This window comes from Aurantiacibacter gangjinensis (genome assembly GCF_001886695.1).
Classification (GTDB): domain Bacteria; phylum Pseudomonadota; class Alphaproteobacteria; order Sphingomonadales; family Sphingomonadaceae; genus Alteraurantiacibacter; species Alteraurantiacibacter gangjinensis.
The window spans coordinates 1,742,902-1,766,894 of record NZ_CP018097.1; the positions used below are offsets into that span (position 1 = coordinate 1,742,902).

Annotated in this window: 23 protein-coding genes; 16 read left to right on the plus strand and 7 right to left on the minus strand. The window is 63.5% G+C overall.

Going from position 1 to position 23,993, the window contains the following annotated elements; all coding sequences use genetic code 11:
* The first annotated feature begins 9 nt into the window (after positions 1 to 9).
* Genes BMF35_RS08550 through BMF35_RS08560 form a run of 3 tightly spaced genes read left to right on the plus strand, consistent with a single transcriptional unit; the run spans position 10 to position 2,538 of the window.
* Positions 10 to 540 (plus strand): STM3941 family protein, encoded by a 531-nt coding sequence (locus BMF35_RS08550; RefSeq protein ID WP_047005584.1) that lies wholly within the window; start codon positions 10 to 12, stop codon positions 538 to 540.
* A 43-nt stretch (positions 541 to 583) separates the two neighbouring features.
* Positions 584 to 1,921: a M20/M25/M40 family metallo-hydrolase gene (locus BMF35_RS08555; RefSeq protein ID WP_047005585.1), complete on the plus strand. Its 1,338-nt coding sequence runs from the start codon at positions 584 to 586 to the stop codon at positions 1,919 to 1,921.
* A 56-nt stretch (positions 1,922 to 1,977) separates the two neighbouring features.
* Positions 1,978 to 2,538 (plus strand): hypothetical protein, encoded by a 561-nt coding sequence (locus tag BMF35_RS08560; RefSeq protein ID WP_047005586.1) that lies wholly within the window; start codon positions 1,978 to 1,980, stop codon positions 2,536 to 2,538.
* Positions 2,539 to 2,546: 8 nt separating this feature from the next.
* Here BMF35_RS08560 and BMF35_RS08565 read toward each other — a convergent pair whose 3' ends face one another.
* The gene (locus BMF35_RS08565; protein ID WP_047005587.1) at positions 2,547 to 3,179 is read right to left on the minus strand and encodes a peptidylprolyl isomerase; all 633 of its coding nucleotides are present in this window, start codon (positions 3,177 to 3,179) and stop codon (positions 2,547 to 2,549) included.
* Positions 3,180 to 3,298: 119 nt separating this feature from the next.
* On the opposite strand from BMF35_RS08565, the gene creD reads away from it, so the two are divergent.
* The gene (gene creD, locus BMF35_RS08570; protein ID WP_047005588.1) at positions 3,299 to 4,699 is read left to right on the plus strand and encodes a cell envelope integrity protein CreD; all 1,401 of its coding nucleotides are present in this window, start codon (positions 3,299 to 3,301) and stop codon (positions 4,697 to 4,699) included.
* A 76-nt stretch (positions 4,700 to 4,775) separates the two neighbouring features.
* Here creD and BMF35_RS08575 read toward each other — a convergent pair whose 3' ends face one another.
* Complete coding sequence (locus BMF35_RS08575) at positions 4,776 to 5,402, minus strand: NrsF family protein (protein ID WP_052765877.1); 627 nt, start codon at positions 5,400 to 5,402, stop codon at positions 4,776 to 4,778.
* Positions 5,399 to 5,926: a sigma-70 family RNA polymerase sigma factor gene (locus tag BMF35_RS08580; RefSeq protein WP_052765878.1), complete on the minus strand. Its 528-nt coding sequence runs from the start codon at positions 5,924 to 5,926 to the stop codon at positions 5,399 to 5,401. The genes BMF35_RS08575 and BMF35_RS08580 overlap by 4 nt, the downstream gene beginning before the upstream one ends.
* Before the next feature lie 179 nt (positions 5,927 to 6,105).
* On the opposite strand from BMF35_RS08580, the gene BMF35_RS08585 reads away from it, so the two are divergent.
* Both BMF35_RS08585 and BMF35_RS08590 read left to right on the plus strand, forming a co-directional pair.
* Positions 6,106 to 6,507 carry a BlaI/MecI/CopY family transcriptional regulator gene (locus BMF35_RS08585; RefSeq protein WP_047005589.1) on the plus strand — a complete coding sequence of 134 codons (402 nt, stop codon included), beginning with the start codon at positions 6,106 to 6,108 and terminating at the stop codon, positions 6,505 to 6,507.
* Positions 6,504 to 8,327 carry a M56 family metallopeptidase gene (locus tag BMF35_RS08590; RefSeq protein ID WP_052765879.1) on the plus strand — a complete coding sequence of 608 codons (1,824 nt, stop codon included), beginning with the start codon at positions 6,504 to 6,506 and terminating at the stop codon, positions 8,325 to 8,327. The genes BMF35_RS08585 and BMF35_RS08590 overlap by 4 nt, the downstream gene beginning before the upstream one ends.
* Positions 8,328 to 8,391: 64 nt before the next feature.
* On the opposite strand, the gene BMF35_RS08595 is transcribed toward BMF35_RS08590, so the two are convergent.
* Positions 8,392 to 8,949, minus strand: a complete 558-nt coding sequence (locus BMF35_RS08595; protein ID WP_071961200.1) for a hypothetical protein — start codon at positions 8,947 to 8,949, stop codon at positions 8,392 to 8,394.
* Between the two features lie 49 nt (positions 8,950 to 8,998).
* Complete coding sequence (gene ypfJ / locus BMF35_RS08600) at positions 8,999 to 9,841, minus strand: KPN_02809 family neutral zinc metallopeptidase (protein WP_047005590.1); 843 nt, start codon at positions 9,839 to 9,841, stop codon at positions 8,999 to 9,001.
* 97 nt (positions 9,842 to 9,938) lie between these two features.
* On the opposite strand from ypfJ, the gene BMF35_RS08605 reads away from it, so the two are divergent.
* The 5 genes from BMF35_RS08605 (at position 9,939) to BMF35_RS08625 (ending at position 14,988) form a co-directional block, all read left to right on the plus strand.
* Positions 9,939 to 10,694 (plus strand): 3-hydroxybutyrate dehydrogenase, encoded by a 756-nt coding sequence (locus BMF35_RS08605; RefSeq protein ID WP_047005591.1) that lies wholly within the window; start codon positions 9,939 to 9,941, stop codon positions 10,692 to 10,694.
* 260 nt (positions 10,695 to 10,954) lie between these two features.
* Positions 10,955 to 12,418, plus strand: coding sequence for an IMP dehydrogenase (gene guaB / locus BMF35_RS08610; protein ID WP_047005592.1), 1,464 nt, complete (start codon positions 10,955 to 10,957; stop codon positions 12,416 to 12,418).
* A gap of 125 nt (positions 12,419 to 12,543) precedes the next feature.
* Positions 12,544 to 13,056, plus strand: a complete 513-nt coding sequence (locus BMF35_RS08615; RefSeq protein ID WP_047005593.1) for a DUF6653 family protein — start codon at positions 12,544 to 12,546, stop codon at positions 13,054 to 13,056.
* Between the two features lie 193 nt (positions 13,057 to 13,249).
* On the plus strand, positions 13,250 to 14,428 hold the full coding sequence (locus BMF35_RS08620) for an RsmB/NOP family class I SAM-dependent RNA methyltransferase (RefSeq protein WP_047005594.1): 1,179 nt from the start codon (positions 13,250 to 13,252) through the stop codon (positions 14,426 to 14,428).
* Positions 14,429 to 14,490: 62 nt separating this feature from the next.
* On the plus strand, positions 14,491 to 14,988 hold the full coding sequence (locus BMF35_RS08625) for a tetratricopeptide repeat protein (protein WP_156172030.1): 498 nt from the start codon (positions 14,491 to 14,493) through the stop codon (positions 14,986 to 14,988).
* A 78-nt stretch (positions 14,989 to 15,066) separates the two neighbouring features.
* Here BMF35_RS08625 and BMF35_RS08630 read toward each other — a convergent pair whose 3' ends face one another.
* Positions 15,067 to 15,549, minus strand: a complete 483-nt coding sequence (locus BMF35_RS08630; protein WP_047005596.1) for an RNA pyrophosphohydrolase — start codon at positions 15,547 to 15,549, stop codon at positions 15,067 to 15,069.
* A 134-nt stretch (positions 15,550 to 15,683) separates the two neighbouring features.
* Between BMF35_RS08630 and BMF35_RS08635 the strand changes: the two genes are divergently transcribed.
* The 3 genes from BMF35_RS08635 (at position 15,684) to BMF35_RS08645 (ending at position 20,172) form a co-directional block, all read left to right on the plus strand.
* The gene (locus tag BMF35_RS08635; protein ID WP_047005597.1) at positions 15,684 to 17,615 is read left to right on the plus strand and encodes a 2-oxoacid:acceptor oxidoreductase subunit alpha; all 1,932 of its coding nucleotides are present in this window, start codon (positions 15,684 to 15,686) and stop codon (positions 17,613 to 17,615) included.
* A 94-nt stretch (positions 17,616 to 17,709) separates the two neighbouring features.
* Positions 17,710 to 18,756 (plus strand): 2-oxoacid:ferredoxin oxidoreductase subunit beta, encoded by a 1,047-nt coding sequence (locus BMF35_RS08640; RefSeq protein WP_047005598.1) that lies wholly within the window; start codon positions 17,710 to 17,712, stop codon positions 18,754 to 18,756.
* 132 nt (positions 18,757 to 18,888) lie between these two features.
* On the plus strand, positions 18,889 to 20,172 hold the full coding sequence (locus tag BMF35_RS08645; protein WP_047006457.1) for an exopolysaccharide biosynthesis polyprenyl glycosylphosphotransferase: 1,284 nt from the start codon (positions 18,889 to 18,891) through the stop codon (positions 20,170 to 20,172).
* On the opposite strand, the gene BMF35_RS08650 is transcribed toward BMF35_RS08645, so the two are convergent.
* Positions 20,169 to 21,368: a GumC domain-containing protein gene (locus tag BMF35_RS08650; RefSeq protein WP_156172031.1), complete on the minus strand. Its 1,200-nt coding sequence runs from the start codon at positions 21,366 to 21,368 to the stop codon at positions 20,169 to 20,171. The genes BMF35_RS08645 and BMF35_RS08650 overlap by 4 nt on opposite strands.
* A 134-nt stretch (positions 21,369 to 21,502) precedes the next feature.
* Between BMF35_RS08650 and BMF35_RS08655 the strand changes: the two genes are divergently transcribed.
* Positions 21,503 to 22,426: a metal-dependent hydrolase gene (locus BMF35_RS08655; RefSeq protein WP_047005600.1), complete on the plus strand. Its 924-nt coding sequence runs from the start codon at positions 21,503 to 21,505 to the stop codon at positions 22,424 to 22,426.
* Between the two features lie 157 nt (positions 22,427 to 22,583).
* Positions 22,584 to 23,984 carry a cryptochrome/photolyase family protein gene (locus tag BMF35_RS08660; protein ID WP_047005601.1) on the plus strand — a complete coding sequence of 467 codons (1,401 nt, stop codon included), beginning with the start codon at positions 22,584 to 22,586 and terminating at the stop codon, positions 23,982 to 23,984.
* Positions 23,985 to 23,993 lie beyond the last annotated feature (9 nt).

Consider the following 23,993-nt stretch of genomic DNA (forward strand, 5'->3'; position numbering starts at 1 on the left):
ACCGCGCCGATGCAAGGTGATGCCTACGTCGCCCGCGATTCCCACTGGCGGCTCGTCATCTTGCTTTTTGCAAGTATCGGTTTCGTCGTCGCAGGCGTCTGGATGGCAGGTCTGTTCGGTGAACCGCCTGCCGGTCGCCGCTGGTCGCCGGAGACTGTGCGAATTGTCGGCTTAGCATCCACCGCTTTGTTCGGCTTCTTCGCCTTTGTCATCGGTAAGCGGCTCACAAATGTAGGCGAGGCGTTCCGCATAGATGCGACCGGTATCACTCATGCGCAGATGGTGAAGCAAAGTTTCAGCTGGGACGAGATCACCCAGATATTCCCGGTGCAGATCAGTGGCCAGAAGATGATCGCATACGATGTGGTTGATGAGCGTTTCGCAGCTTTGAGCGGCCTGCGCGGTCGGCTCGCCAGCGCCAATCGCTCCATGACGGGCTGTGCCTTTGCGCTTGCCATGTCCGGCACCGATGCGAAGTTTGACGAGGCTCTGGCGGCGGTTGAACGGTTCGCGCCAGACAGGCTGCTGCTCCCCGAATAGGCAAGGCTTGCAGCCCGCCGCGGCGCGTGTCAGCATCGCGAGCATGACATCACGCCTCCTCACCCTGCCGCTTGCCGCGCTTGCGCTTGCCTTCGCCACGCCCGCCGCCGCGCAGCTTTCCAATACGGAAGAGCGCATCACTCAGATCGTCGAGGCCAATCTGGAGCGCGATATCGCCCTGCTGGAGGCTATGGTGAACATCAATTCCGGCACGCACAACCACGATGGCGTGCGCGAGGTCGGCCAGATGCTCATGCCGGAATTTGCGGCGCTCGGCTTCGAGGTCGAGTGGATCGAACAGGACCATGTGGACCGGGCGGGCCATCTCTTCGCGCGCATGGAAGGCGATAGCGACGGCACCAATGTCCTTTTGATCGGTCACATCGACACGGTGTTCGAGCCGGAATCGCCTTTCCAGACCTTCAGCCGCGACGGCCTGTCCGCCACGGGCCCGGGCGTGGTCGACAATAAGGGCGGCATCATCGTGATCCTCGCCGCCCTGCGCGCCATGCGCGATGCCGGCACGCTGGCAGGCGCGAATATCGTTGTCGCGCTGACGGGCGACGAGGAAAGCGCAGGCGATCCGATCGCACAGTCGCGCCAACATCTGATCGAGGCCGGACAGTGGGCCGACGTTGCGCTAGGCTTCGAGGGGCTGAGCGTGATGGATGGCCGCGACATGGGCGTGGTCGCCCGGCGAAGTTCCAACAGCTGGACCCTGACGACGACGGGTGAGAGCGGCCATTCTTCGGGCATCTTTCGTGAGGGCGTGGGCTATGGCGCAATCTACGAGATGGCGCGCATTCTCGATGCCTTCCGCACGCAGCTGCCGGAGGAAAACCTCACCTACAATGTCGGCATTCTGGCTGGCGGCACGCCTGCTGCCCTGGCCACGGACGGACTTTCTGCCGAGGCTCGCGGCAAGACCAATATCATTCCTGAAAACGCCGTCGCGCGCGGCGATTTGCGCACGCTGACGCAAGAGCAGAGCGAGCGTGTGGCAGCGCGGATGCAAGAGATTGTCGATGCCAATCTGCCCGGCACGGATGCCGAACTGACCATCAACTTCCGCTACCCGCCTATGGCGCCGACAGAAGGGAACATGGCGCTGCTGGATGCGCTGAACGGCATCAATGCCGATCTGGGGCTGGAGCGGATGGAGCCGTTGCCGCCTGCGCGGCGGGGCGCTGCCGATATCAGCTTCGTTGCCCCGTTCGTGCACGGCCTTGCCGGGATGGGCCCTGCCGGGCGCGGCAGCCATGCTCCGGGCGAGACCATCGACCTCACCAGCATCGTGCGACAGGCCCAGCGCGCGGCGATCCTGATGAGCCGCTTGGGCGAAAATCCGCTGACAACGCCTATCGCCCTTTCTGACCGATAGCCTCAACCATTGTTTAGCACCTTGTCGGCAAAGCCATGCCTGAAAGGCGGTGGCGAATGTCGTTTGGAAGTAAGGGGCTGGCGGGCCAGGATCGCGCTTTTTCGCAACAGCCCGGTTCGACAACGCATATTTTGCGCTACAGGATCGGCGCTAGTGTCTTCAAACAGGTTTTTGCCATTGTCATGTTCTCGGTGGCGGCGGCAGGTTTTGCGCTGCTTGCGATGGTCGAGGAGCCATGGCGTGTTTTCACCGTGCTGTATCTGCTCGGGCCGACCGGATCGAGCATCGTGTTTATCGGTGCCGCTCTCTTCTTCCTCTACCCGGTTCTGACGACTGCCAAAGCGCTGTTTTCGCGCGACCCGCAAGGGATGTTCCTGACGATCGACGCCAACGCTGTCAAAGGTCCGAAGAATGGCCTGTCTTCGGAGCCGATGCGCATCGCTTTCAGCGACATTGCCAGCATAAAGGGCAACAAACATCACGATCACATCGAGATAAAGATCATATCCCGCAGTGGTGACAAACTGACGTTATCGTCCGGGCAATTCGACACGAAGGAAGACTTCGGAAGGGCGGTTCACGTCATTCGTAGCCGCGCGCCTGATGGCGTCATCTGACGTAGAGTCTATTCAACCACCCGCGCCTCGACGATCTCCACCGGCTCGGCCAGCATCTGGCCTTGCATCCAGCCTTCGCCCAGCGCCGGATCGACGGGTGCGGCGTGGATGGCTTCCACCACCGCCATCCCCTCGATCACGTAGCCGAACACGGCATAGCCATTGCGCCAGACCGGGTCTTCGGCGTCGGGATCGGCATCGAGGCCGGTCTGTGCGCCCAGCATGATCGAGAAATCGCCATTGGCCGTGCCCGGCTCGCCCATGGCCATGGAGACCGCGCCGCGCGTGTGGCTGAGGCCCGTCACCGTTGTGGGCTCGTGTGCGATGCCCGGCAGGATGCGCTCCGGGTCCCATTGCGTGCCGCCTTGGATCAGGCCGTTGAGCTGGTCGCCCCAATCCAGCGGCATAGCGCGGTAAAAGACGGTGCCGTCGAAGCGGTCTTCCTCGACATAGCGCAGGAAATTGGCAGCCGTGATCGGCGCGCGCTCCGTTTCCAGCGCGATCACGATCTCGCCCATCGTGGTTTCCAGCACCACATCCGTGGTCTCGAATTCTTGGCGCTCTTCGGCTTCACCGGCTTCCTGGGCGATGGCGGGAGCCGGAAGGGCGAGCGAGGCGGCGATTGCGAATCGTATGGGCATGACTGGCAGTCTGGCCCGTCTCCAGCATCGCCTCAACGGTTCTGCGACCAATTCACAAAGCATTCAGTTCGTCGCTCACAGAGAACGTTTCATCGCAGGTAACATGAGGAGACGAGACGATGAGACGTGAACGAAGCCCGGGTATCAAACTCTTGCTGGCGGGGCTGGTGGCAGGCGTGCTCATCGTGCCGCTGCTGATGGTGTACGCGCTGGTCTACGACCGCGAGAGCCAGTCCGAGCAGGCGCAAAGCCAGGTGACGGCAGGGTGGGGCGGGCCGCAGACGATCACCGGCCCGGTGCTGGTGGTGCCCTACACCTATCGCACGACTGAGACCGAGACGGTCGATGGCCGCTCCGTCCAGCGCAGTCGCACGGTGCGGTCGGAACTTTTCATCTCGCCCAGCGAGCAGACGATCCGATCGCAGCTCGATCCGCAGGAGCGTGGCTATGCGATCTATAGCAGCGTCGTTTACGACAGCCGCCACAGCGGCAGCGCCGTGTTCGACGTGCCCGACGGGCTGGACCGGCTGGGCGTGGAGATCGAGGAATTGTTGCCCGACCAGGCGGAGCTGCGCTTCGGCGTCTCCAACCCGCGCGGGCTGACCGATGGCTCAAGCGTATCCATCGATGGCGAGGCGGCGCAGTTGCTGCCCGGCAATGGCCCAAATGCCACCGGCGGATCGGGCTTCTCGACCGAGGTTGCATGGAGCGGCGAGGAGCAGCTGAGCGTCGAATGGGACTACGGTATCCGTGGTAGCCAGTCGCTGTCGCTGGTGCCGCGCGGCGGCGATACGCGCTGGGAAGTCACCTCGCAGTGGCCGCATCTCAGCTTCACCGGCGTGCTGCCCGATGAGCGCAGCGAGGATACCGAGCCAGCCACTGCCACCTATACCGGCATTACCAATCTGTCGCTGGGAGAGCGGCTTGTGAACACCAGCGATTTCAGCGCGGCACCCATGGCGGCGGTGGAAGTCGAGGCCTATGCAGAGCCGGTGCGCGCCGTGCCGGGCGGCACGACGATTGCCAGCATCGGCTTCGTCGATCCCGTCGATCTCTACAGCCAGGTAGATCGCGCTGTGAAATACGGCTTCCTGTTCATCGGCTTCACCTTCGCCGCCTTCCTGATGTTCGACATCGTCGGCGGCGCGCGTGTGGCAGCGGCGGAATACCTGCTGACGGGCGCGGGGCTGATCCTGTTCTTCGTGATGCTGCTGGCCTTCGCCGAGGTGATCGGTTTCGCCTGGGCGTATGTCGTGGCGGCAGGCGCGATCATCGGCTTGCTGACGACATACAGCGCGGCGGTGCTGGGCACGTGGAAGCGCGCGAGCTTTATCGGCGCGATGCTGGCCGGGTTGTATGGCCTGCTCTACGTGTTGCTCAACCTCGAGACATACTCGCTGGTGATCGGCTCGCTGCTGCTCTTCGCAGCGCTGGCAGGGATCATGTATGCTACGCGGCGCGTCGAATGGTCGTCGGTCGGTCGCGAGGAGGATGAAACCGAGGGCTTTGCCGCAAGCTGACCCTTATCCCAAACGACTAAAAAAGAGCCGGGCCTCGCGAGAGGTCCGGCTCTTGTCGTTTATGCGGGATCGGCGTTTACCAGCGCAGCAGGCGGGGGCCGAGCAGCCAGCCGAGGCCGGCCATCGTCAGGATCGGCAGGATGTAGAAGACCGCCACATACAGCATGCTGCTGCCCAGGCAGTAAGGCGCATAAGCCGTCATAGCTACGGCCCCGCCAAACAGGCCTGCAACAAGCCCGGCGCGGCGCAGATTGGTCGGCGCGAGCCAACGCGCTGCCACAATCGCACCGGCAAAGGCAACCGGGCTCATCACGGCCATGGCGGTGAGGCATCGCTGCCACGCTTCACCGGGGAAGCCCGATGTCGCCATCGACAGGTCCAGCGCCAGCAGTGCGGCGACAAATGCAAAAGGCACGGCCACTGCCAGCATCATCGAGCCGGTCGGGCGGCCCGGGCGGCCGATCACCCAAAGGGCGAGGGCAGACAGCAGCAGCAGGGCGATGGAGAAGCCCCACTTCACGAACATGGGGCCCATGCCCGCATCAGCCACGGTGGCGAATGCGCCGTCTAGCACGATGGCGACGCCGAACGCGCATGCTAAGGCGGCAAAGATCAGCGGCTGCACAAAGCGCCAGTTCGCTTGCTTTGTCGGCGCGGCACCATCGGCTGCCATCCGGTCGAGAAGGTTATCGAGATCGGTCATATTTTCTGTTCGTCTGCAATTTCCTTGAGCCGCAGCATCCCGCGATGCACGCGCAGTTTCATCGCCGAGGTGCCCACGCCGATCCGCTCTCCGGCCTCCTTGTTGGTGAGGCCTTCGATATGCGTCATGCGGATCGCTTCCGCCTGAGCGTCGGGCAAGTGGTCCAGCAAGGCTGCCACGTCCATGCCCGCCATTGTATCGGGAGCCACGGCCATGTCGGCCTCGTCATCGAGGTCGATCGGGCTGCGACCGCGTTTGCGCCAATGGTCGATCAGCTTGTAATTGGCGATCGCATACATCCACGGCGCCACGGGCCGCCCGGGATCGAGCGTGTGGCGCTTTTCATGCAGGGCGATCAGGCATTCCTGCACCAGATCCTCCAGCTCACTGTCCGCGCCGATTTTCCTGGCCAGCCTGGCGCGGATGCGCTGCGCAGCTTCGCCGAGAAACTGGCGATAGGCTGCGGAATTTCCTTCGCGGGCGGCGGCCATGAACTGGTCGAGTGCATCGCTTGGAGTATTCACCTGACTATCCCTTCGTCCCGTGCGGCGGAGAGGTTACACAAAAAATTGCACCGTCCCAGCCTTCTTTGCGACGCGGTAGGGGGCGCAGCGGCGGCTTGACCTTCATGCAGCGTTCAGATTACAGGTGTAGTCGTAAGGCCTACAGACGTAGTCGATGCAACTTGTCCAGGGAGGAAAGTATGCCGACCAAGACCGCAAGAGGGGCAGACGCCGGTGCAGAGCGCATCAGCGATGCTGAATATGCCGTGATGGAAGCGCTGTGGAAGCGCAGCCCGCAAACCGCCGCCGAAGTGTGCGACACCGTTTGCGCAGAGCGGGGCTGGTCGATCCCCACGGTAAAGACGCTCCTGTCTCGCCTCGTGCAGAAAAACGCGCTTGCGACCGAGCCCGATGGCCGCCGCTATCTTTACACTCCGCTGATCGAACGCAGCGCCTATGTCGGCACGGAAAGCAAGCGCATGGTCGAGCGGCTGTTCGGCGGCAAGGCTGCCTCGTTGCTGGCACATCTGGCGCAGGAAGAGGCGCTGAGCGCGGATGACATTGCCGAGATCGAGCGCCTGCTCGAGGAGATGAAAAAATGAGCGCGCTGGGGGACATCGCGCTCGCCGACTGGCTGGTCGACACTTTCATCTACACCGCGTTGCTGATCGGGCTGGTTTTGCTGGTCCGCCGTCCGGTGACGCGCCATTTCGGGCCGCAAGTGGCCTATGCGCTGTGGGCGCTGCCTTTCCTGCGTTTCATCATGCCGCCCATCGTGCTGCCTGCATGGATGGCGCCCACTAGCGATCCGTTGCCCGCTGCCGAAGCCGCGGCCGAGCCGCTGGTCTTCATCCTCTCCGATCCCGCGCCGTCAGCGCCCATTGCGGCAGAGGTCGCTGCTGCCGCACCTGCCGCCGCGCCGGTGGTCGGCATCGCGGTTACCGACCTGTTGCTGCCGCTCTGGATCGGCGGCGCACTGCTCTTTATCGGCTGGCGCATCCGCGAATATCGCCGCATGCGCGAGGCGCTGCTGGCCGATGCCGTGCCGGTGGGCGAGGCAGGCAAGGTGCGCCTTGTCGAGACCCCTGCCGTATCCGGCCCGGTGGCTTTCGGCGTGCTCGACAAGGTGGTGGCGCTGCCGCCCGCCTTCATGGCGCATCACGACATAAAGGCCCGCGACATGGCTATTGCGCACGAGCTTGCGCACCATCGCGGCCACGATCTCGTCGCCAATTTCGCGGCCCAGCCGCTATTGGCTCTGCACTGGTTCAATCCGCTCGCCTGGTGGGGCTGGCGAGCAATGCGCGCGGATCAGGAGGCGGCGTGCGATGCGCGCGTCGTCGCCGGTCGTGCGCAGTCGGAAAGAGTCACCTACGCCCAGATCATCGCCGGTTTTGCCACGGGTGACGATCTGGCGCTGGCGGCTCCGATGGCGTGTCCGGTGCTTGGCGAGAAATCGATCATACACCGTTTGAGGAGCCTCACATTGACCGACATTTCCGCTCGCCGCCGCCGTATCGGCATTGCCGCCATTGCCGCAACGGCCTTGGCCCTGCCGCTCACCGCGTCGATCACCTACGCACAGGCCGAAGCGCCTGCAGCTTTGGCCGTGCCTGTCGGTACCAGCCAGCCCTCCCAGCTAGCGCAGCCGCTCGAAAGCGTCGACCCCGACGCGCAGCCGTTAGTGGAGGTCGAGCAGGATGAAGATCGCGACGTGCGCCGCGTCACCCGTGTCTATCGCGATGGCGAATGGCTGAGCGAGGAGGAGACCGAGGCCGAAATGGCGGCTCTCGAAGAAGAGTTGGGTGCGCTGGAAATCCATCTGGAAGGCATGGAAGAGGAAATCGAGCGCACCGTCGCGCTTGCCATGCGTAGCAGCGAGCGCGCGATGGAGCTGCATGGCGAGCAAGCCGCGCAGGTCGAAATGTCGTGCGAGAATGCCGATGAGACCGGCGTATCCGTGCGCGAGCTCGGCGATGGTCGCCAGGCCGTCATCGTCTGCCAGCGCAACATCCATCGCTTCGCTCTCAGCAGCGCCGAAACCGGCGTACGCGCCGCGATGGAATCGATCCGCACCATGGAAAGCATTCCCCGCGAGGAACGCGAAGAAACACTGCGCGAGATGCAGGAAGCGCTCGACGAAATGCGCGAGGAACTGCGCGAAGCTGCCGAAGATCGGCAGGCTGCGCTACGCATCGAGGGCAAGGCCAGTCTGGCGGCGGCACAGAACCGCGCGCGCCACACCGGCGTCGCTGCGCGATGGGTCGGCCGCATGGTCAGCCCGGTATCGGTGCAGCCGGCAACGCTGCGCGTTCGCACCGTACCTGCCGCAGCACCCGCGCGCTCACCGGTCGTGACCCCGGCAGCGCTCCATATCCATGACGAGGCCGATTGCGACGGCGACACTGCGACCCGCGCCTGAGCGGCTGCCACCTTTTCGTTATACCCGCCGCCCGGCCCCCCGCGCGGAACGGGAAGGTGCGGCCTTAATCGGTCGGCTGTACGACGGGGCGCGGACGATACCGTGTCCCGTCGGCAGCTACCACATCGGTTTCGACGTTGTCGGGCGGGGGCACCATGCTCTCGCCCGCGTCGCGTGCGGCGATGAGATCGGCGGGCATGGGACGCGCCGGATAATCGCAGCCGCGCGCTTCGCCCAACCCTTTCAGGTATGCGCGGCGCATCATGCCTGCCGCTATCGCCTGGCGGAACCTGTATTCATGCGAATTGGCGCCCGAAATCTCTCGAATGATGCCGCGAAAGGGGATGAAGCTGCCGACCACGCGCTGCGCGACATTGCCTGCGCGCAATCGCCGTTCTTCCGGCCCGGCAGCGTCCAGATCGTCGCCCAGCACGGCATCGAGGTCGGCGATCCCTGAGCGGATATTGGCACAATCCTCCATCCCCTCGCTGCGATAGGTGTTCTCGTTGGCCCAGACGAGGATTTCCGGGATCGGATCGCGCGCCAGATTGAGGTCCGATAGCGGGGTCAGCATCACATCGATGGCATCGGCATCGCGCTCTCGCACATTGTCTTGAGCCAATGCCGTCGCTGGCAACGCCAGCGCGGCTATGGCCGCTGCATACGACCGCCTAGCCGAAATAGCGCGCGTCGCATTGAAGGTCATCGCCAGTCTCCATGCCTAGCCGCAGCGCTTCCATACGCTGCTGGCTGGTGCCGTGTGTAAAGCTTTCCTGGCTGACGCGGCCGCCGGTAATCGTGTCGTCGCCGATAGCGGCAGCGGCGGCCATGCCTTCCTCGAAATCGCCGCGCTCGATCAGATTGCGGTTCCGGCCGGCCCACACGCCTGCATAGCAATCGGCATGCAATTCCATGATGACATTCAGTTGGTTGGCACGGCGCGGATTTTGTTGCTGCGCGCTACGGATCTGGCCGGAAAGGCCGGTAATATACTGGATGTGATGCGCGTATTCGTGCGCGACCACATAGAGCCGCGCGAAATCACCGCCATTGCCCGCCATCCGGCCAAGCTGGTCGTAAAAGCCGGTGTCGATATAAATGGTCTCGTCGGCGGGGCAGTAGAACGGTCCCATGCCGGTGGAAGCTGCGCCGCATCCGGTGTTGAAGCGGGAAGATGTGGCAAAGCGCAAGGTCGGCTGGCGGAAACCGCCAATGCCCTGCTCCTCAAACAGGACAGGCCAGGTATCGTTGAGCGATTCCAGCGCGTTGCAGGTCTCGGTCGCATATTGGTTGGAGGTGCACAGCGCCTGCTCGTCTTCGTTCGCGGGTGCCGGTCCGGCGGATTGCTGCTGCACGCCTTCGACCATGCCGATGGTCTGCAAGGGGTCCGCGCCGAAGATGAAATACCCTAGCGCCGCCAGCACCAGCGTACCGCATCCGATCCCGCCCGCCTTGCCGGCGCCGCCGGTGCTGCCGACCTTGATGTTCCCGGTGTTGAACGGATTAAGCCGCAATTCTGCCTCCCCGATGGCCTTGCGCCGTTGCGGGGCTGGATTGTCCTCCAGACGCCGCTAAGGCTGTTTAGACATTCAAACCCCATTGGAGACGCAAATGTTCCTCGAAGGCAAAACCGCACTGGTCACCGGCTCTACCTCGGGCATCGGCCTCGCCATTGCCCGTGCGCTGAGCGCGGAGGGGGCAAGTGTCGTGCTGAACGGATTTGGCGACGAGGGTGAGATCGCGCAGCTTTGCGAGGAAATGGGCGCCACCCATTCCGCCGCCAACCTGCTCAAAGCGGATGAAATCGAGAAGATGATGGCCGAGGCGGGCGAGGTCGACATCCTCGTCAACAATGCCGGGATGCAGCATGTGAGCCCGGTAGAGGACTTCCCGACCGACAAATGGGAGATGATCCTCGCGCTCAACCTTACGGCGGTATTCCACACCGTGCGGCTGGCCGTGCCAGTAATGAAAAAGCGCGGCTGGGGCCGCATCATCAACACCGCCAGCGCCCACTCCAAGACTGCAAGCCCGTTCAAGAGCGCCTATAATGCCAGCAAGCACGGGCTGGACGGTTTTACCAAAACCATCGCGCTGGAACTGGCGCAGAGCGGGGTGACGGCGAACTGCATCAGCCCCGGCTATGTCTGGACGCCGCTGGTGGAAGGCCAGATCCCCGACACGATGAAAGCGCGCGGCATGACCGAGGACGAGGTCATCAACGATGTGCTGCTGGCCAAACAGCCGACCAAGCGCTTCGTCCAGCCTGCCGAACTGGGCGCGCTGGCCGCGTTCCTGTGCCGCGAGGAAGCGGGCAATGTGACCGGTGCGAACTGGAGCATGGATGGCGGCTGGACGGCGGAGTGACCTCGGCCACCACGTCACCCCGGACTTGATCCGGCGTCAGGCTGTTTTTCCTGTTAACGGCCGAAAAACTCCGTAGCATCGCATTCAAGGGAGCCTGACCCCGGCTCGGAGGCCGGGGTGACGGTAGGGCGGGACCCTTGGGTCAAACCCGGGGTGACATTGTGGGTGAACGGTAACTCGTGGGCCGGAGTGACCATTGGAGATGGGAATCCCGTCCAAACCCCCTTGGCGAATCACCTGCATTTATGACAGGGGGCCGGATGGCTCACACAACTGATATTCGCACCGGCCTCACCTTCGACGATGTCCTCCTGCAACCGGCGGAGAGCGACATCCTGCCCTCGCAGGCCGTCACCAAAACGCAGCTGACCAAGGGCATCGCGCTCAACATCCCCGTGCTCAGCGCGGCGATGGACACCGTTACCGAGAGCGAGATGGCCATCGTGATGGCGCAGCTGGGCGGCATCGGCGTGCTGCATCGTAACCTCACCGTGGAAGAGCAGTGCGATGCGGTGCGCCGCGTGAAGCGGTTCGAAAGCGGCATGGTGGTGAACCCCATCACCATCGCGCCCGATGCCACGCTGGGCGATGCCAATGCGCTGATGCAACAGCACAATATCAGCGGCATTCCGGTAACCGATGGCGACGGCAAGCTGTGCGGCATCCTCACCAATCGCGACACGCGCTTTGCCGACAATCCGGCAACGCCTGTGAAGGAACTGATGACGAGCGATAACCTTGCCACGGTCAGCGAAGGTGTGACGCAGGAGCAGGCGCGCAAGATCCTGCACCAGCGCCGCATCGAAAAGCTGTTGGTGGTGGATGATGACAATCGCTGCGTCGGCCTCATCACGGTCAAGGATATCGAGAAGGCCGTGCTCAATCCCGATGCCACCAAGGACGCTGGCGGTCGCCTGCGCGTGGCGGCGGCCACCACGGTGGGCGATAAGGGCTTCGAGCGGACCGAAGCGCTGGTGGACGCGGAATGCGACGTCATCATTATCGACACTGCACACGGCCACAACAAGGCGGTGAGCGAAGCGGTCGCCCGCGTGAAGCGCATGTCGAACAGTGTGCAGGTGGTGGCAGGCAATGTCGCGACGGCGGCGGCGGCCAAGGCGCTGGCGGATGCGGGCGCGGACGGGATCAAGGTCGGCATCGGCCCGGGCTCCATTTGCACCACTCGCATCGTCGCGGGCGTGGGCGTGCCGCAGCTGACCGCGATCATGGACGCGGTGAGCGGCGCAGGCGGCGTGCCGGTGATTGCCGATGGCGGCCTTCGCACATCGGGCGATGCAGCCAAGGCGCTGGCGGCGGGGGCCTCCACCGTGATGATCGGCAGCCTGCTGGCGGGCACGGAAGAAGCGCCGGGCGAAACCTTCCTCTACCAGGGCCGCGCCTACAAGGCCTACCGCGGCATGGGTAGCGTGGGCGCGATGGCGCGCGGGTCTGCCGATCGCTATTTCCAGCAGGACATCAAGGACCAGATGAAGCTGGTGCCTGAGGGTATCGAAGGCCAGGTGCCCTATAAGGGCGCGGCGCGCGATGTGGTCCACCAGCTGGTCGGCGGCATCAAGGCGGCCATGGGCTATACGGGCAGCGCGACGATTGCCGATCTGGCGGAGCGAAGCGAGTTCGTGCGCATCACCAATGCCGGATTGTCGGAGAGCCATGTGCACGATGTCTCCATTACCCGCGAGGCGCCCAATTATCCGACGCGGTGATTTGCCGAACTGCGTCCCAGCGAAAGCTGGGACCTCTTTTAGCAGTCGTGCTATATCCGGGAACGGTCCCAGCCTTCGCTGGGACTCCCGATAGGGCGACGACTGGGCTGCCAGGACCAATCAACATGACCCCCGAAGCGCGCATCGCTCGCCTGTTCCGCCTCGATGCGGAGGGCTGGGCGCGGCACGCCAATCCGTGGAGCGGGTGGAGCCGGATCGTCACCGGTATGAGCCTCATCATCATCGCCATCTGGAGCCGCGTGTGGATCGGCTGGTGGTCGCTGCTCCCCATCGCACTTGTCGCGTTCTGGCTGTGGATCAATCCCCGCCTGTTCGCGCCCGCCCGCGATGACAGCGCGTGGATCTCCCGCGGTGTGTTTGGCGAGCAAATGTGGGCGGCGCGCGGCGAATTGCCGCAGCCCTATATCGGCGCAAAGCTGCCGCATATCTTCAATGCCGTCGCTGGGATTGGCGCCATCGTCCTCATCTATGGGCTTGTCGTATTGTCGCCGGTGGAAACGGTGATCGGGGCGAGCATCGCCTATGCCGGAAAACTGGCCTTCATCGGCGAGATGGTGAAGCTGTACGATCGCGTGACGGCCGCGCATCCCGAACGCGCCTATCGCGGCTGGCCGTGATAGCGGTTGTCCTACAGAGGATAGCAACGCTAGGGGCGGACGCGATGAACCATATGCCGTCCCAAAACCCGTTCTGTTGCGAAAGGTTACACTCTTACAGTGATTCCGCGCAGCAAATCTCTGATTTTGCAGGAACATTCACCTGTATTGGTTTTTCGAAACCGGTGCTTTGGCGCTCCATGATGGTGCAGTCATGAGGCCCGCCGCCCGCATCCAGTCCGCAATCGAGATCCTCGATGCCATCATCGCCGCCGCCCGCTCCGGCGGCGCACCTGCGGATCGTATCCTGGCCGACTGGTTCAAGGGCAATCGCTATGCCGGCAGCAAGGACAAGCGCGCTATCCGCGAACTGGTTTATGACGCGATCCGCGCCTGCGGTCCGGTGCCGGAAACGGGCAGGGCGGCGATGCTGGGGCTGGTCGAAGAGCGGCCCGAACTGCGCGATCTGTTCGACGGCTCGCAATACGGTCCCGCTGCAATTGTGGACGGCGAACGGGTGGCGGAAGGCGGCGTTGCGCCCGAGTGGCTGGAAGACCGGCTGATCGCCTCCGGGATCGAGCAAGCCGATGCGGAGGCGCTGCTGGGCCGCGCGCCGCTCGACATGCGGATCAACCGGCTGAAAGTGCCCGAAGGTTTGCCGGACCTGCCGGAGCCGGGCGAAGCGCTCGCAGCGCCCGATGCGCTGCGCTTCCCCACCGGCACGCAGGCGAGCGGGTGGGATGCCTATCGCGATGGCCTTGTCGAAGTGCAGGACCATGGCAGCCAGATCGCTTGTATGGCGGTCGGCGCGCAAGGCGGCGAGACGGTGATCGACCTGTGCGCGGGCGCGGGCGGCAAGACGCTGGCGCTGGCAGCGGCGATGCGCAACGAAGGCACGCTCGTCGCCGCCGATACCGATCGCCGCCGCCTCTCCCAGCTCGGACCTCGCGCCGAGCGGGCTGGGGCAGCCGTCTCTGCCGAAGTGCTGCTGGATCCCGGCCGCGAGCTGGAAGCGCTGGAACCGTGGCTGGGCAAGGCGGACCGCGTGCTTGTCGATGCGCCGTGCTCGGGAACGGGCACATGGCGGCGCAACCCGGAAGCGCGCTGGCGGCTCTCCGAAGCGGAAATCGCACGCTATGTTAAAACGCAGGCGCATGTGCTTGCTATCGCTGCGGAATTGGTGCGCGAAGGTGGCTCGATCACCTATGTCGTGTGCTCTTTGCTGGACGAGGAAGGCCCGCGCCAGATGGCCGACTTCCTCGCTGCCCATTCCGGCTGGCAAGCGCAGGCGCTCGATTTGCCGCTCGGCACTGAACGTGGCGATGGCATCCGCCTGCTGCCGTCCCGCGACGGCACGGACGGGTTTTTCATCGCACGTATAGGTAAGTCGTGATAGCAAGCCGTTTCATGGGCGCTGACCACCCTTCCTATCCGTCTATGTTCAAGGAGTTTTTCATGCGATATGCGCCCGCCGCCGCTGCCCTGTCCCTCGTCTTTGCCGTGCAGGCGAGCATTGGGCTGGCGCAGGATGAGCGGGCCGATCCGCGTGCGCAGGCGCTGGTGGCAGAAGGGCGCGCCCAGCTGGAAGCGGGGCAGACGCAAGAGGCCATCACCAGTTTCGAAGCCGCGCTGGCCGTGTCGCCGGGCTATACGCAGGTCTATCTCGATCTCGCCGATGTCGCGCGTGCCGAAGGCCTGCAGGGCCGCGCCATCCATTTCTATCGCGAAGCGCAGGAGCGTGACCCGATGAACCTTGCCGCCATTTCAGGCGAGGGCGAGGCGCTGGTGGAGAAGGGCGCATTGACTGCCGCGCGCGAGAACCTGTCGCGCTTGCAGGATCTGTGCGGCGATACCTGCACCGAAACCATCCAGCTCGCCGCTGCCATCGACCGCGGCCCGCCGGTAATGACGGCAGAGGCCGTGCAACCGGATGACGAAGTGACGCAGAACTGACTTTTACAAGTTCCTGCGCAGGCAGGAACCTCTATCAAGTCGCGCTGGCCTGTTGGAGGTCCCTGCCTCCGCAGGGACTCAGAGATGAGGGCGAAACCCCGCCACAACAGTCTCATAGACCTCGCGCTTGAACGGCACGATCAGCTCGGGCAGCAGGTCCGCATCGACCCATTTCCACTCGCAGAACTCCGGATGCTTGTGCGCCTCCAGGTCGATATCGCTGTCCGCGCCGGTAAAGCGCACCAGATACCAGGCCTGCCGCTGGCCGACATATTTACCGCCCCATAGCTTGCCGTGCAGCTCTGCAGGCAGGTCGTAATACAGCTCTTCCGGCAAGCGGCAGACTATCTCCAGATGCTCCGGCCCGACGCCGGTTTCCTCGCCCAGTTCGCGCAGCATGGCTTCGTCCAGGTCTTCGCCATCATCGACGCCGCCTTGGGGCATCTGCCACCAGTCACCTTCCTTGTTGTCGATGCGTTTGCCGACGAAAACCTCGCCTGCCGCATTGATCATCATCGTGCCGACGCAGGGGCGGTAGCTGGCTTTATCCGGAGTGCTCATGGCGCGGCTCTGTATGACGGTGGAGCGCTGAAAGCCAGCTATTGCCGCAGGGTCAGAAAAAGTTGATTGTCTTGAGCGTGGCAGGAACCTAGGTCGCAGCCACCGCGCTTCGAAGGCGGGAAGAAAGAGTAGCAATGGCGACACAGATGGCTGACGCGCAGCCCACCGACAAGAAACTGGATTCCATGGTCGTGCGCTTTGCCGGCGATAGCGGCGATGGCATGCAGCTGACGGGCGGGCAGTTCACGCTCTCTACCGCGCTGGCGGGCAATGACCTTGCGACTTTCCCCGATTTCCCCGCCGAAATCCGTGCGCCGCAGGGCACGCTGTTCGGCGTATCCGCCTTCCAGATCAATTTCGGCAGCCGCGAAATCAACACGGCTGGCGACGCGCCCGATGTGCTGGTGGCGATGAACCCGGCGGCGCTGAAAGTGAACCTCGCTTCGCTCCGCCCCGGCGGCCTGATCATCGCCGATACGGGCGCTTTCACCCAGCGCAATCTCGACAAGGCGCATTACGAAGCCAACCCGCTGGAGGACGGCAGCCTCGCGAAGTTCGATGTGCTCGCCTTCGACATATCCGAGCTGACCATCGAGGCCGTGAAGCCCTTCGGTCTCGGCAACAAGGATGCGCTGCGGTCCAAGAATATGTGGACGCTGGGGCTGGCGCTGTGGATGTTCGACCGTCCGCGAGAGCCGATCCATGACTGGCTGAAGGCCAAGTTCAAGAGCAAGCCCGACATCGCCGATGCGAATATCGCTGCGCTCGATGCCGGCCATGCCTATGGCGAGACGGCGGAGCTTTCCGGCCCGTTGAAACAGGTCGCCATGCCGCCCGTACAGTCCGATCCCGGCCTCTACCGCACCATTACCGGCGCGGAGAGCGTTTCGCTGGGCCTCGTCGCGGGGGCGCAATTGGCGGAACTGCCGATGTTCTTCGGCGGCTATCCGATCACGCCCGCCAGCGCGATCCTGCACCATCTCGCGCGGCTGAAGGAGTTCGGCGTCACCACCTTCCAGGCGGAAGACGAGATCGCCGCCATTTGCGCCAGCATTGGTGCGAGTTATGCAGGCCAGCTTGGCGTCACCAGCTCATCCGGCCCCGGCATTGCATTGAAGACCGAAGCGATGGGGCTTGCCATCATGGTTGAGCTGCCGCTGGTGATCGTGAACAGCCAGCGCGGCGGCCCATCCACCGGATTGCCCACCAAGACCGAGCAGAGCGATCTTTACCAGGCGGTATACGGTCGCAACGGTGATGCGCCCATGCCGGTTATCGCTGCGCGCAGCCCGGGCGATGCGTTTGAGGTCGCCATCGAGGCGTGCCGGATCGCGGTCCATTACATGACGCCCGTCATGCTGCTGACCGATGGCTACATCGCCAATGCCGCCGAGCCCTGGAAAGTCCCCGATCCTGAGGCTTACGAGCCATTCCCGGCGCAATTCATGGACAGCCTGCCCAAAGGCGAGACGTTCCACCCCTATGCCCGCGACGAGAAGGGTGCGCGGCCGTGGGTAAAGCCCGGCACACCCGGCCTGATGCACCGCGTGGGCGGCATCGAAAAGCACGAGACGACCGGCAATATCGACTATTCGCCCGACAACCACCAGCGCATGACCGAGCTGCGCCGCGATAAGGTGCTGGGCGTCGCGGTGCCCGATCAGGAAGTCGCCCTGGGTGACACCAGCGGCGAGCTGGCCGTGGTGGGCTGGGGCAGCACCTACGGTCCGATCCATCAGGCGGTGCGCCGCCTGCGCGACAAGGGGCGCAAGGTCAGCCACATCCATGTGCGCCATATCTGGCCGCTGCCCGCCAATCTGGGTGACCTGCTCGGCGGGTTCGAGCATGTCATCGTGCCGGAAATGAACCAGGGCCAGTTCAAGACGATATTGCGCGATCAGCTATTGGTGGATGCGGAAAGCCTCACCAAGACCAGCGGCCAGCCCTTCGGCATCGCCGAGCTTGAGGCCGAGCTGGACAAGTATTTCGACGGCATCCCCGACAATGAAGGCGGAGAGGTCGCCGTGAATGACGACCAGCTGCCCAGCCCGGTGGGAGATGAGTGATGAAGCCTGATACCAGAAAGATCTGGCTTTTGGTGCTGGCTGCACTGGCCGTCACCGTTATCATCGTGTCCGGCATCGTTATTGGAAGAACGCAATGAACGCGCCCGCAAAGATCGAAACGACCCTCAAGGACTGGGAAACCGACCAGGAGGTTCGTTGGTGTCCTGGCTGCGGGGACTATGCCATCCTCAAGGCCGTACAGCGCACGCTGCCGCAGCTTGGCGCGGACCCGAAGAATACTTGCTTCATCTCCGGCATCGGCTGTTCCAGCCGCTTCCCTTACTACATGGAAACATACGGCTTCCACACGATCCACGGCCGCGCGCCCGCTTTTGCCACCGGGGTAAAGCTGGCCAATCCGGATCTCGACGTGTGGCTGGTGACGGGCGACGGCGATGGTCTTTCCATTGGTGGCAACCATTTGATGCACGTGCTGCGGCGCAACGTGAACATGCAGATCATGCTGTTCAACAACGAGATTTACGGGCTGACCAAAGGGCAGGCTTCGCCCACCAGCCGCGTCGATACGCGCTCGCCTTCCACGCCGCTGGGCTCGGTAGACCGCCCGGCCAATCCGTGCGCCTTTGCGCTCGGTGCCGGTGCGCGCTTCATCGGCCGCGGTATCGATGTGTCCAAGCACTTGCCCGATGTTCTAAAGGCCGCCCATGCCCATCAGGGTGCAGCCTTCATCGAGATCTTCCAGAACTGCATCGTCTACAACAAGGATGTGTTCGACGATTTCGCCAAGCCGAAGGGCGCCGAGCAGCAACAGCTGTGGCTGACGCCCGGCGAGCCGATGCTGTTCGGCAGCGAGAAAACGGGCGGCGTGAAAGGCATCAGGCTCAACCAGCAGAGCCTCTCGCTGGAAGTAGTCGACGTGCCAGATGGCGATTGGGAGAAGGCAGGCGTACTCGTGCACGACGCGACCAATCGCACGCTGGCGCACATGCTCGTCGAACTGCCTTTCGGCGAGTTTCCCATGCCGCTGGGCGTGATCTACGACGATCCTGCACCCACATTCGAAGTGGCGGTGCACGATGAAAAGCGCCGCGCCAGCGAGGGCAAGGATAACAGCCTCGCCAAACTGCTGGCCAAGGGCCAGACCTGGACCGTGAGCGGAACGGCTGCCGATCCGGTCTGACCGCAGCCGGTCGACACTCTCTTGCAGAAGCGTTCAGCCCCGCCTAAGGCGGGGCCGCTTAGGGCTGCTCCGGGATGGGCTAATAGCGCCTCCAAAGCGTTGTAAAATGAGGGATTAATTTAGATTATGCTGATGGCCGCACCATCGGAGGTGATCCAGGACGGGCGGAGCATTTATCGCTCTTTCGGCCTCCAGGTCCTCGCCTGCGTCGTGCTGGGCACGCTGTTGCCGCCCTTCATCTACGCGCGCGCAGATTTCGACATTCTGTCCAATATGTGGATGCAGAACAGCATCGTCGCCTCCATTATCGCATTGGTTGCCGGCATCTTCTTCGCGCGGCGGATGAACTTTTACCCCGGCGTGCGCCAGCTGGGCGCAGTGGTGCCGACTTTCATCGCCACCTTCGGCTTCGTGGCGCTGATGATCCTGGCCTTCCGTTTCTCTTACTCGAACCAGATCCTGTTCATCAATTTCGTCACCTCTGTGGTGGTCTATATCGGCGTGATGGCGCTGGCGACGCGGGCGGACAGCAAGGTGTTCTTCACCGTGCCCGGCGGAAGGATCGAGCGGCTGAAGACCGCGGGCCTCACCATGCGGATGCTGTCGGACCCGTCGCAGGTCTTGCCGCGCAACGCGGTGATCGTTGCCGATTTCCAGGCTGAGCATAACGATGACTGGGAACGGCTGCTGGCCAATGCCGCGCTCGCCGGCATCCCGGTGTTCCATTTCAAGCAGGTATATGAGGCGGCGACCGGCAAGGTGCAGGTGGAGCACCTGTCCGAGAACAGCTTTGGATCGCTGCTGCCCAACATGTCCTTTGTGCGGCTAAAGCGCGCCATGGACATCGCGCTGGTGCTGGTCCTGCTGCCCTTCGCGATCATCCCGCTGGTTGTAGTGGCTGCGCTCATAAAGCTGGATTCGCCCGGACCGATCCTCTTCCGGCAGGAGCGGCTGGGCTATCGCGGCGTGCCGTTCAAGGTGGCGAAGTTCCGCACCATGCGCACCGAAACGGCGGCCTCGACAGCTGAGGAACGCCGCGCCAAGGCGATGACCGGCGACAACGATCCACGCATTACGCGGCTGGGCGCATTCCTGCGCCGCACGCGCATCGACGAATTGCCGCAGATGATAAACATCCTGCTTGGCCATATGAGCTGGATCGGCCCGCGCCCCGAAGCGGTGGAACTGGGCCGCTGGTATCAGGAAGAAATCCCGTTTTACGATTACCGCCACATCGTGCGGCCCGGCATCACCGGCTGGGCGCAGGTGAACCAGGGCCATGTGACCAATTTGCAGGATATCGATGCAAAGCTGCAATACGACTTCTATTACATCAAGAACTTCTCGTACTGGCTCGATTTCCTGATCCTGATGCGCACCGCCAAGGTCGTGTTCACCGGTCACGGCGCTCGCTAGGCTGCGGCTGCTCGGGCGCGCCTGCGGTCGAGTAATAGCATTCCGAGGCACAGCAGCAGCGCTGCGCCCAGCGCTATCCCGATGATGCGCAGCCAGTGCCAGAGCATCGGCGATGGCGGGGCCTCCGCCACAGTCACGATCCGCGCGCTTTCGGACGGCTCTGCAACATCGAGCTGCGCCAGTCGCGCTTCCAGCAGTTCCTGCAATTGCCGCGTTTCTGCATCGATGCCGGACAAATTGCGCGTGCCGTCGTCAGGCGCAGACGCGACATCCAGCGCGGCAATCTCCGCCGACAATTCCAGCTCGCGCTGGCGCAGCTGGCTGGCATTGAGCGCCCGCGTTCCCATGCTGCGCGAGGCTTCGCGGGCTAGGGCCTCGTCCAATTCGTCCAACTGCTCCCGAAGGCGTTGCGCTGCCGGGTAATCGGGGCGGAACTGTTCGGTCAGCCGATCATATCGCGCTTGCAGATCGGCGCGCTCCCGGCGCAAGCGTATAACCTCGGGATCGGCAGCATCGGGTTCTCCGCTCGCAATATCGGCCTCGATCTCGCGCAAGGCTTGCTGGATGGTCGAGAGCTCTTGCCGCAATGTAGCGCGCGCATTGTTGTTGAGATCGGTGAGCGCATCGGACGATGGCGCTTCGAGAAGCTCTCGCTCGTCAGGCGAAACCGCCGCTTCCACTTGCGGCTCTGCATTGGAGAGGCGCGCGAGCAGAGCCTCTGTTTCGGCTCGCCCGTTATCGGCGAAAGCCGCGAGCGCCTGTGCGTCCGCGACGACCAGTCCGCTGGCGATGGTATTGGCGATATCAGCGGCAAGTCCTGCATCGTCCGCCTCGTAAGTGATCCGCAGCATTGGTCCGACGCCATCGGTATCGAGCCGCGTGTTCCGGATGACAAGCGCCGCCGCCTGCGCTTTTCGCGCAATTTCGGACACTTCGCCATCGCGCAGCTGCGGTCGGCCCTGCGTGAAGCGACCGTTCCCGAGTAGCGACAGCTCGTCAACGACGCGCATCGCGACATCGCCGGATGTCGCCGCCAGCGCGCGTTCGGCGGGAGAGGGCAGCTCTGCGCCTTGCGCGCTTTCCGGTGTCAGGAACTCGACCTGTGCCGTGGCCGATATGTGTGGGCGCGTTGCGATAGCAACGATGATGCCTGCCGTGAGACCAATGGCGAGGACGACAAGCATGCGCCGACGCATGCCTCGACGCGCTATGCCACCCTCACCCGTTCCATATGCATCCCGCGAAATCATGCGCCCTGCCTAGCGGGGCCGCAGCGACGGATAAAGTCTCCACTGGCGCTTGGCGTGCATCGCCTTATGCTGCGCCGCCGATGGACAATCTTACCCACTCGCTCGTCGGCGCGCTCATCGGTCAGACGGGCCTTAAGAAAAGGACAGGGCTTGCCATGCCCGCGCTCATCATCGGCGCTAACCTGCCCGATGTGGATGCGGCGTGTTTCTTCTGGCTGGAGGGGCAGGAGCATCTGGGCTTCCGCCGCGGCATCACCCACGGCCCGCCTGCGCTGGTGCTGCTGCCGCTGATCCTCGCGGGGCTTTTATGGGGCTGGGACCGATGGCAGGCCAAGCGCGGCAAGCGGCCAGAGGACAGGGTACCGGTGCATTTTGGCTGGCTCTACGGGTTGTCGCTGCTGGGTTGCCTGACGCACCCGGCGCTTGATTGGCTGAACGTCTATGGCATCCGCCTGCTGGAGCCCTTCAGCAGCCAGTGGTTTTATGGCGACACCCTGTTCATAATCGATATCTGGCTGTGGGGCCTGATGGGCTTTGCCGTGTGGTGGTCGCTGCGGCAGGAGAAGCGGGGCGCTGACTGGCAGCGCACCGGGCGGCAGGCGCTGGCGCTGGTGCTGGTCTATATCGGCGTTCAGGCGGGCGTGACGGGCGTGGCCGAGCGCAGCTATTCGCAGGAATCGATCGAGCCGGACATCGCAATCGCCAGCCCACCGCCGCTATGGTCGCTCAATCGCGATATGATCTATTGGAGCGCGGAGGAAGGCGGCGCGATGGGCATGCAGCGCATCGGAAACATGCCGCTCTCTGCTTGCGATCTCGATGCCGCGCGCCTTGCCGATAGCGAAGTCGACGCCTTCCTCTTCTGGAGCCGCACGCCGGTGCTGGACCGGACCGAGGAGGGCGCCTTCATCCTCGGCGACGCCCGTTTCTACGATCCGCTTTCTCGCGACAGGTTCAGCGTCGAGGTGCCGGCCGGGCTCTGTTCGGAACCGGCGAACCGGTAGCTACGTTGCGCAAGCATCTCCCCTCCTCTTCAGAGGAGGGGCTGGGGGTGGTGGCGAGCAGAGCGAGCGCATTTGGCACCACCCTGCTGCGACTAGGATCGCATTCGCTCACCAAGTCTCGCTATCCCTCCTCTGAAGAGGAGGGAAGAGGAGGGTAATGCCCAAACCACAAATCGTCTGGCTCCGCCGCGACCTCCGGATGAAGGACCAGCCCGCGCTGCACGCTGCGGCGCAGGAAGGGCCGGTTATCCCGGTCTACATCCTCGATGAAGAGCGGCCCGGCGATCGCAAGATCGGCGGCGCGCATCGCTGGTGGCTGCATCATTCGTTGGAAAGTCTCGGCAAGAGCTTTGGCAAGCGGCGCGCGCAGATCGTGCTGCGGCGCGGCGAAAGCGTGCAGATCCTGCAAAAGCTGGTTAAGGAAACAGGCGCGGCGGCCATCCATGCCAACCACCATTACGAGCCGTGGCACAAAGAGGCCGAGGAAGACCTGCACGATGCGCTGAAGGATACCGATTGCGAGCTGGTTCTGCATCACGGCAATTACCTGATGCCGCCGGGCACCGCCACCACAGGCAGCGGCGATCCGTACAAGATCTACACGCCGTTCAAGAAGGCAATGCGCGACTTGTTTCCGCCGCGAGAAGAACTGCCCGAGCCCGAAACCATATCGCAGCCTTCCAGCCTGCCCGATAGTGACGATCTCGACGAGTGGGAACTGTTGCCCACCAAGCCCGACTGGGCTGGCGGGATGCGCGATTTCTGGACGGTCGGGGAAGATGCCGCGCATGAGCGGCTGGACTGGTGGGCGGACGAGGTCGGCGATTATGACGAAGGCCGCAACCTGCCCAGCAAGGATATCACCTCGCAAATGTCGCCGCACCTGCATTGGGGCGAGATTTCGCCGGTCACGATCTGGCACCGGCTGAAAGACAAGCGCAGCGACGGCTGGAAGACCTATGAGGAAGAGCTGATCTGGCGCGATTACGCGCAAAACGTGATCTACCAGTTCCCGAAATATCCCGAAGAGAGCTACCGCGATTACGACGAGCGGACGCTGTGGCGAAATCCCAATCGCAGCGACAATATCCAGTCGGACCTGGAGTGCTGGCAAAAGGGCCAGACCGGCTACCCCATCGTCGATGCCGGGATGCGCCAGCTGTGGCAGACCGGCTGGATGCACAACCGCGTGCGGATGATCACCGCCAGCTTCCTCGTCAAACACCTGCTGATCGACTGGCGCCATGGTGAACGCTGGTTCTGGGATACGCTGGTGGATGGCGATTATGCCAGCAATGGCACCAACTGGCAGTGGGTCAGCGGCACCGGCGTGGACAGCAATATTTTCAGCCGCATCATGGCCCCGCTCAGCCAGAGCGAGAAGTTCGATGCGGCGGGTTATATCCGCGAATATGTGCCTGAGCTAGCCGAGCTTTCCGACGAACAGATCCACGATCCGGATGATGACTGTCGCCCCGAGGATTATCCGGCTAAGATGATCGGGCACAAAGAAGCGCGCGAACGGGCGCTGGAGCGATATCGCAAGAGTAAGGATTAGCGCAGGCCG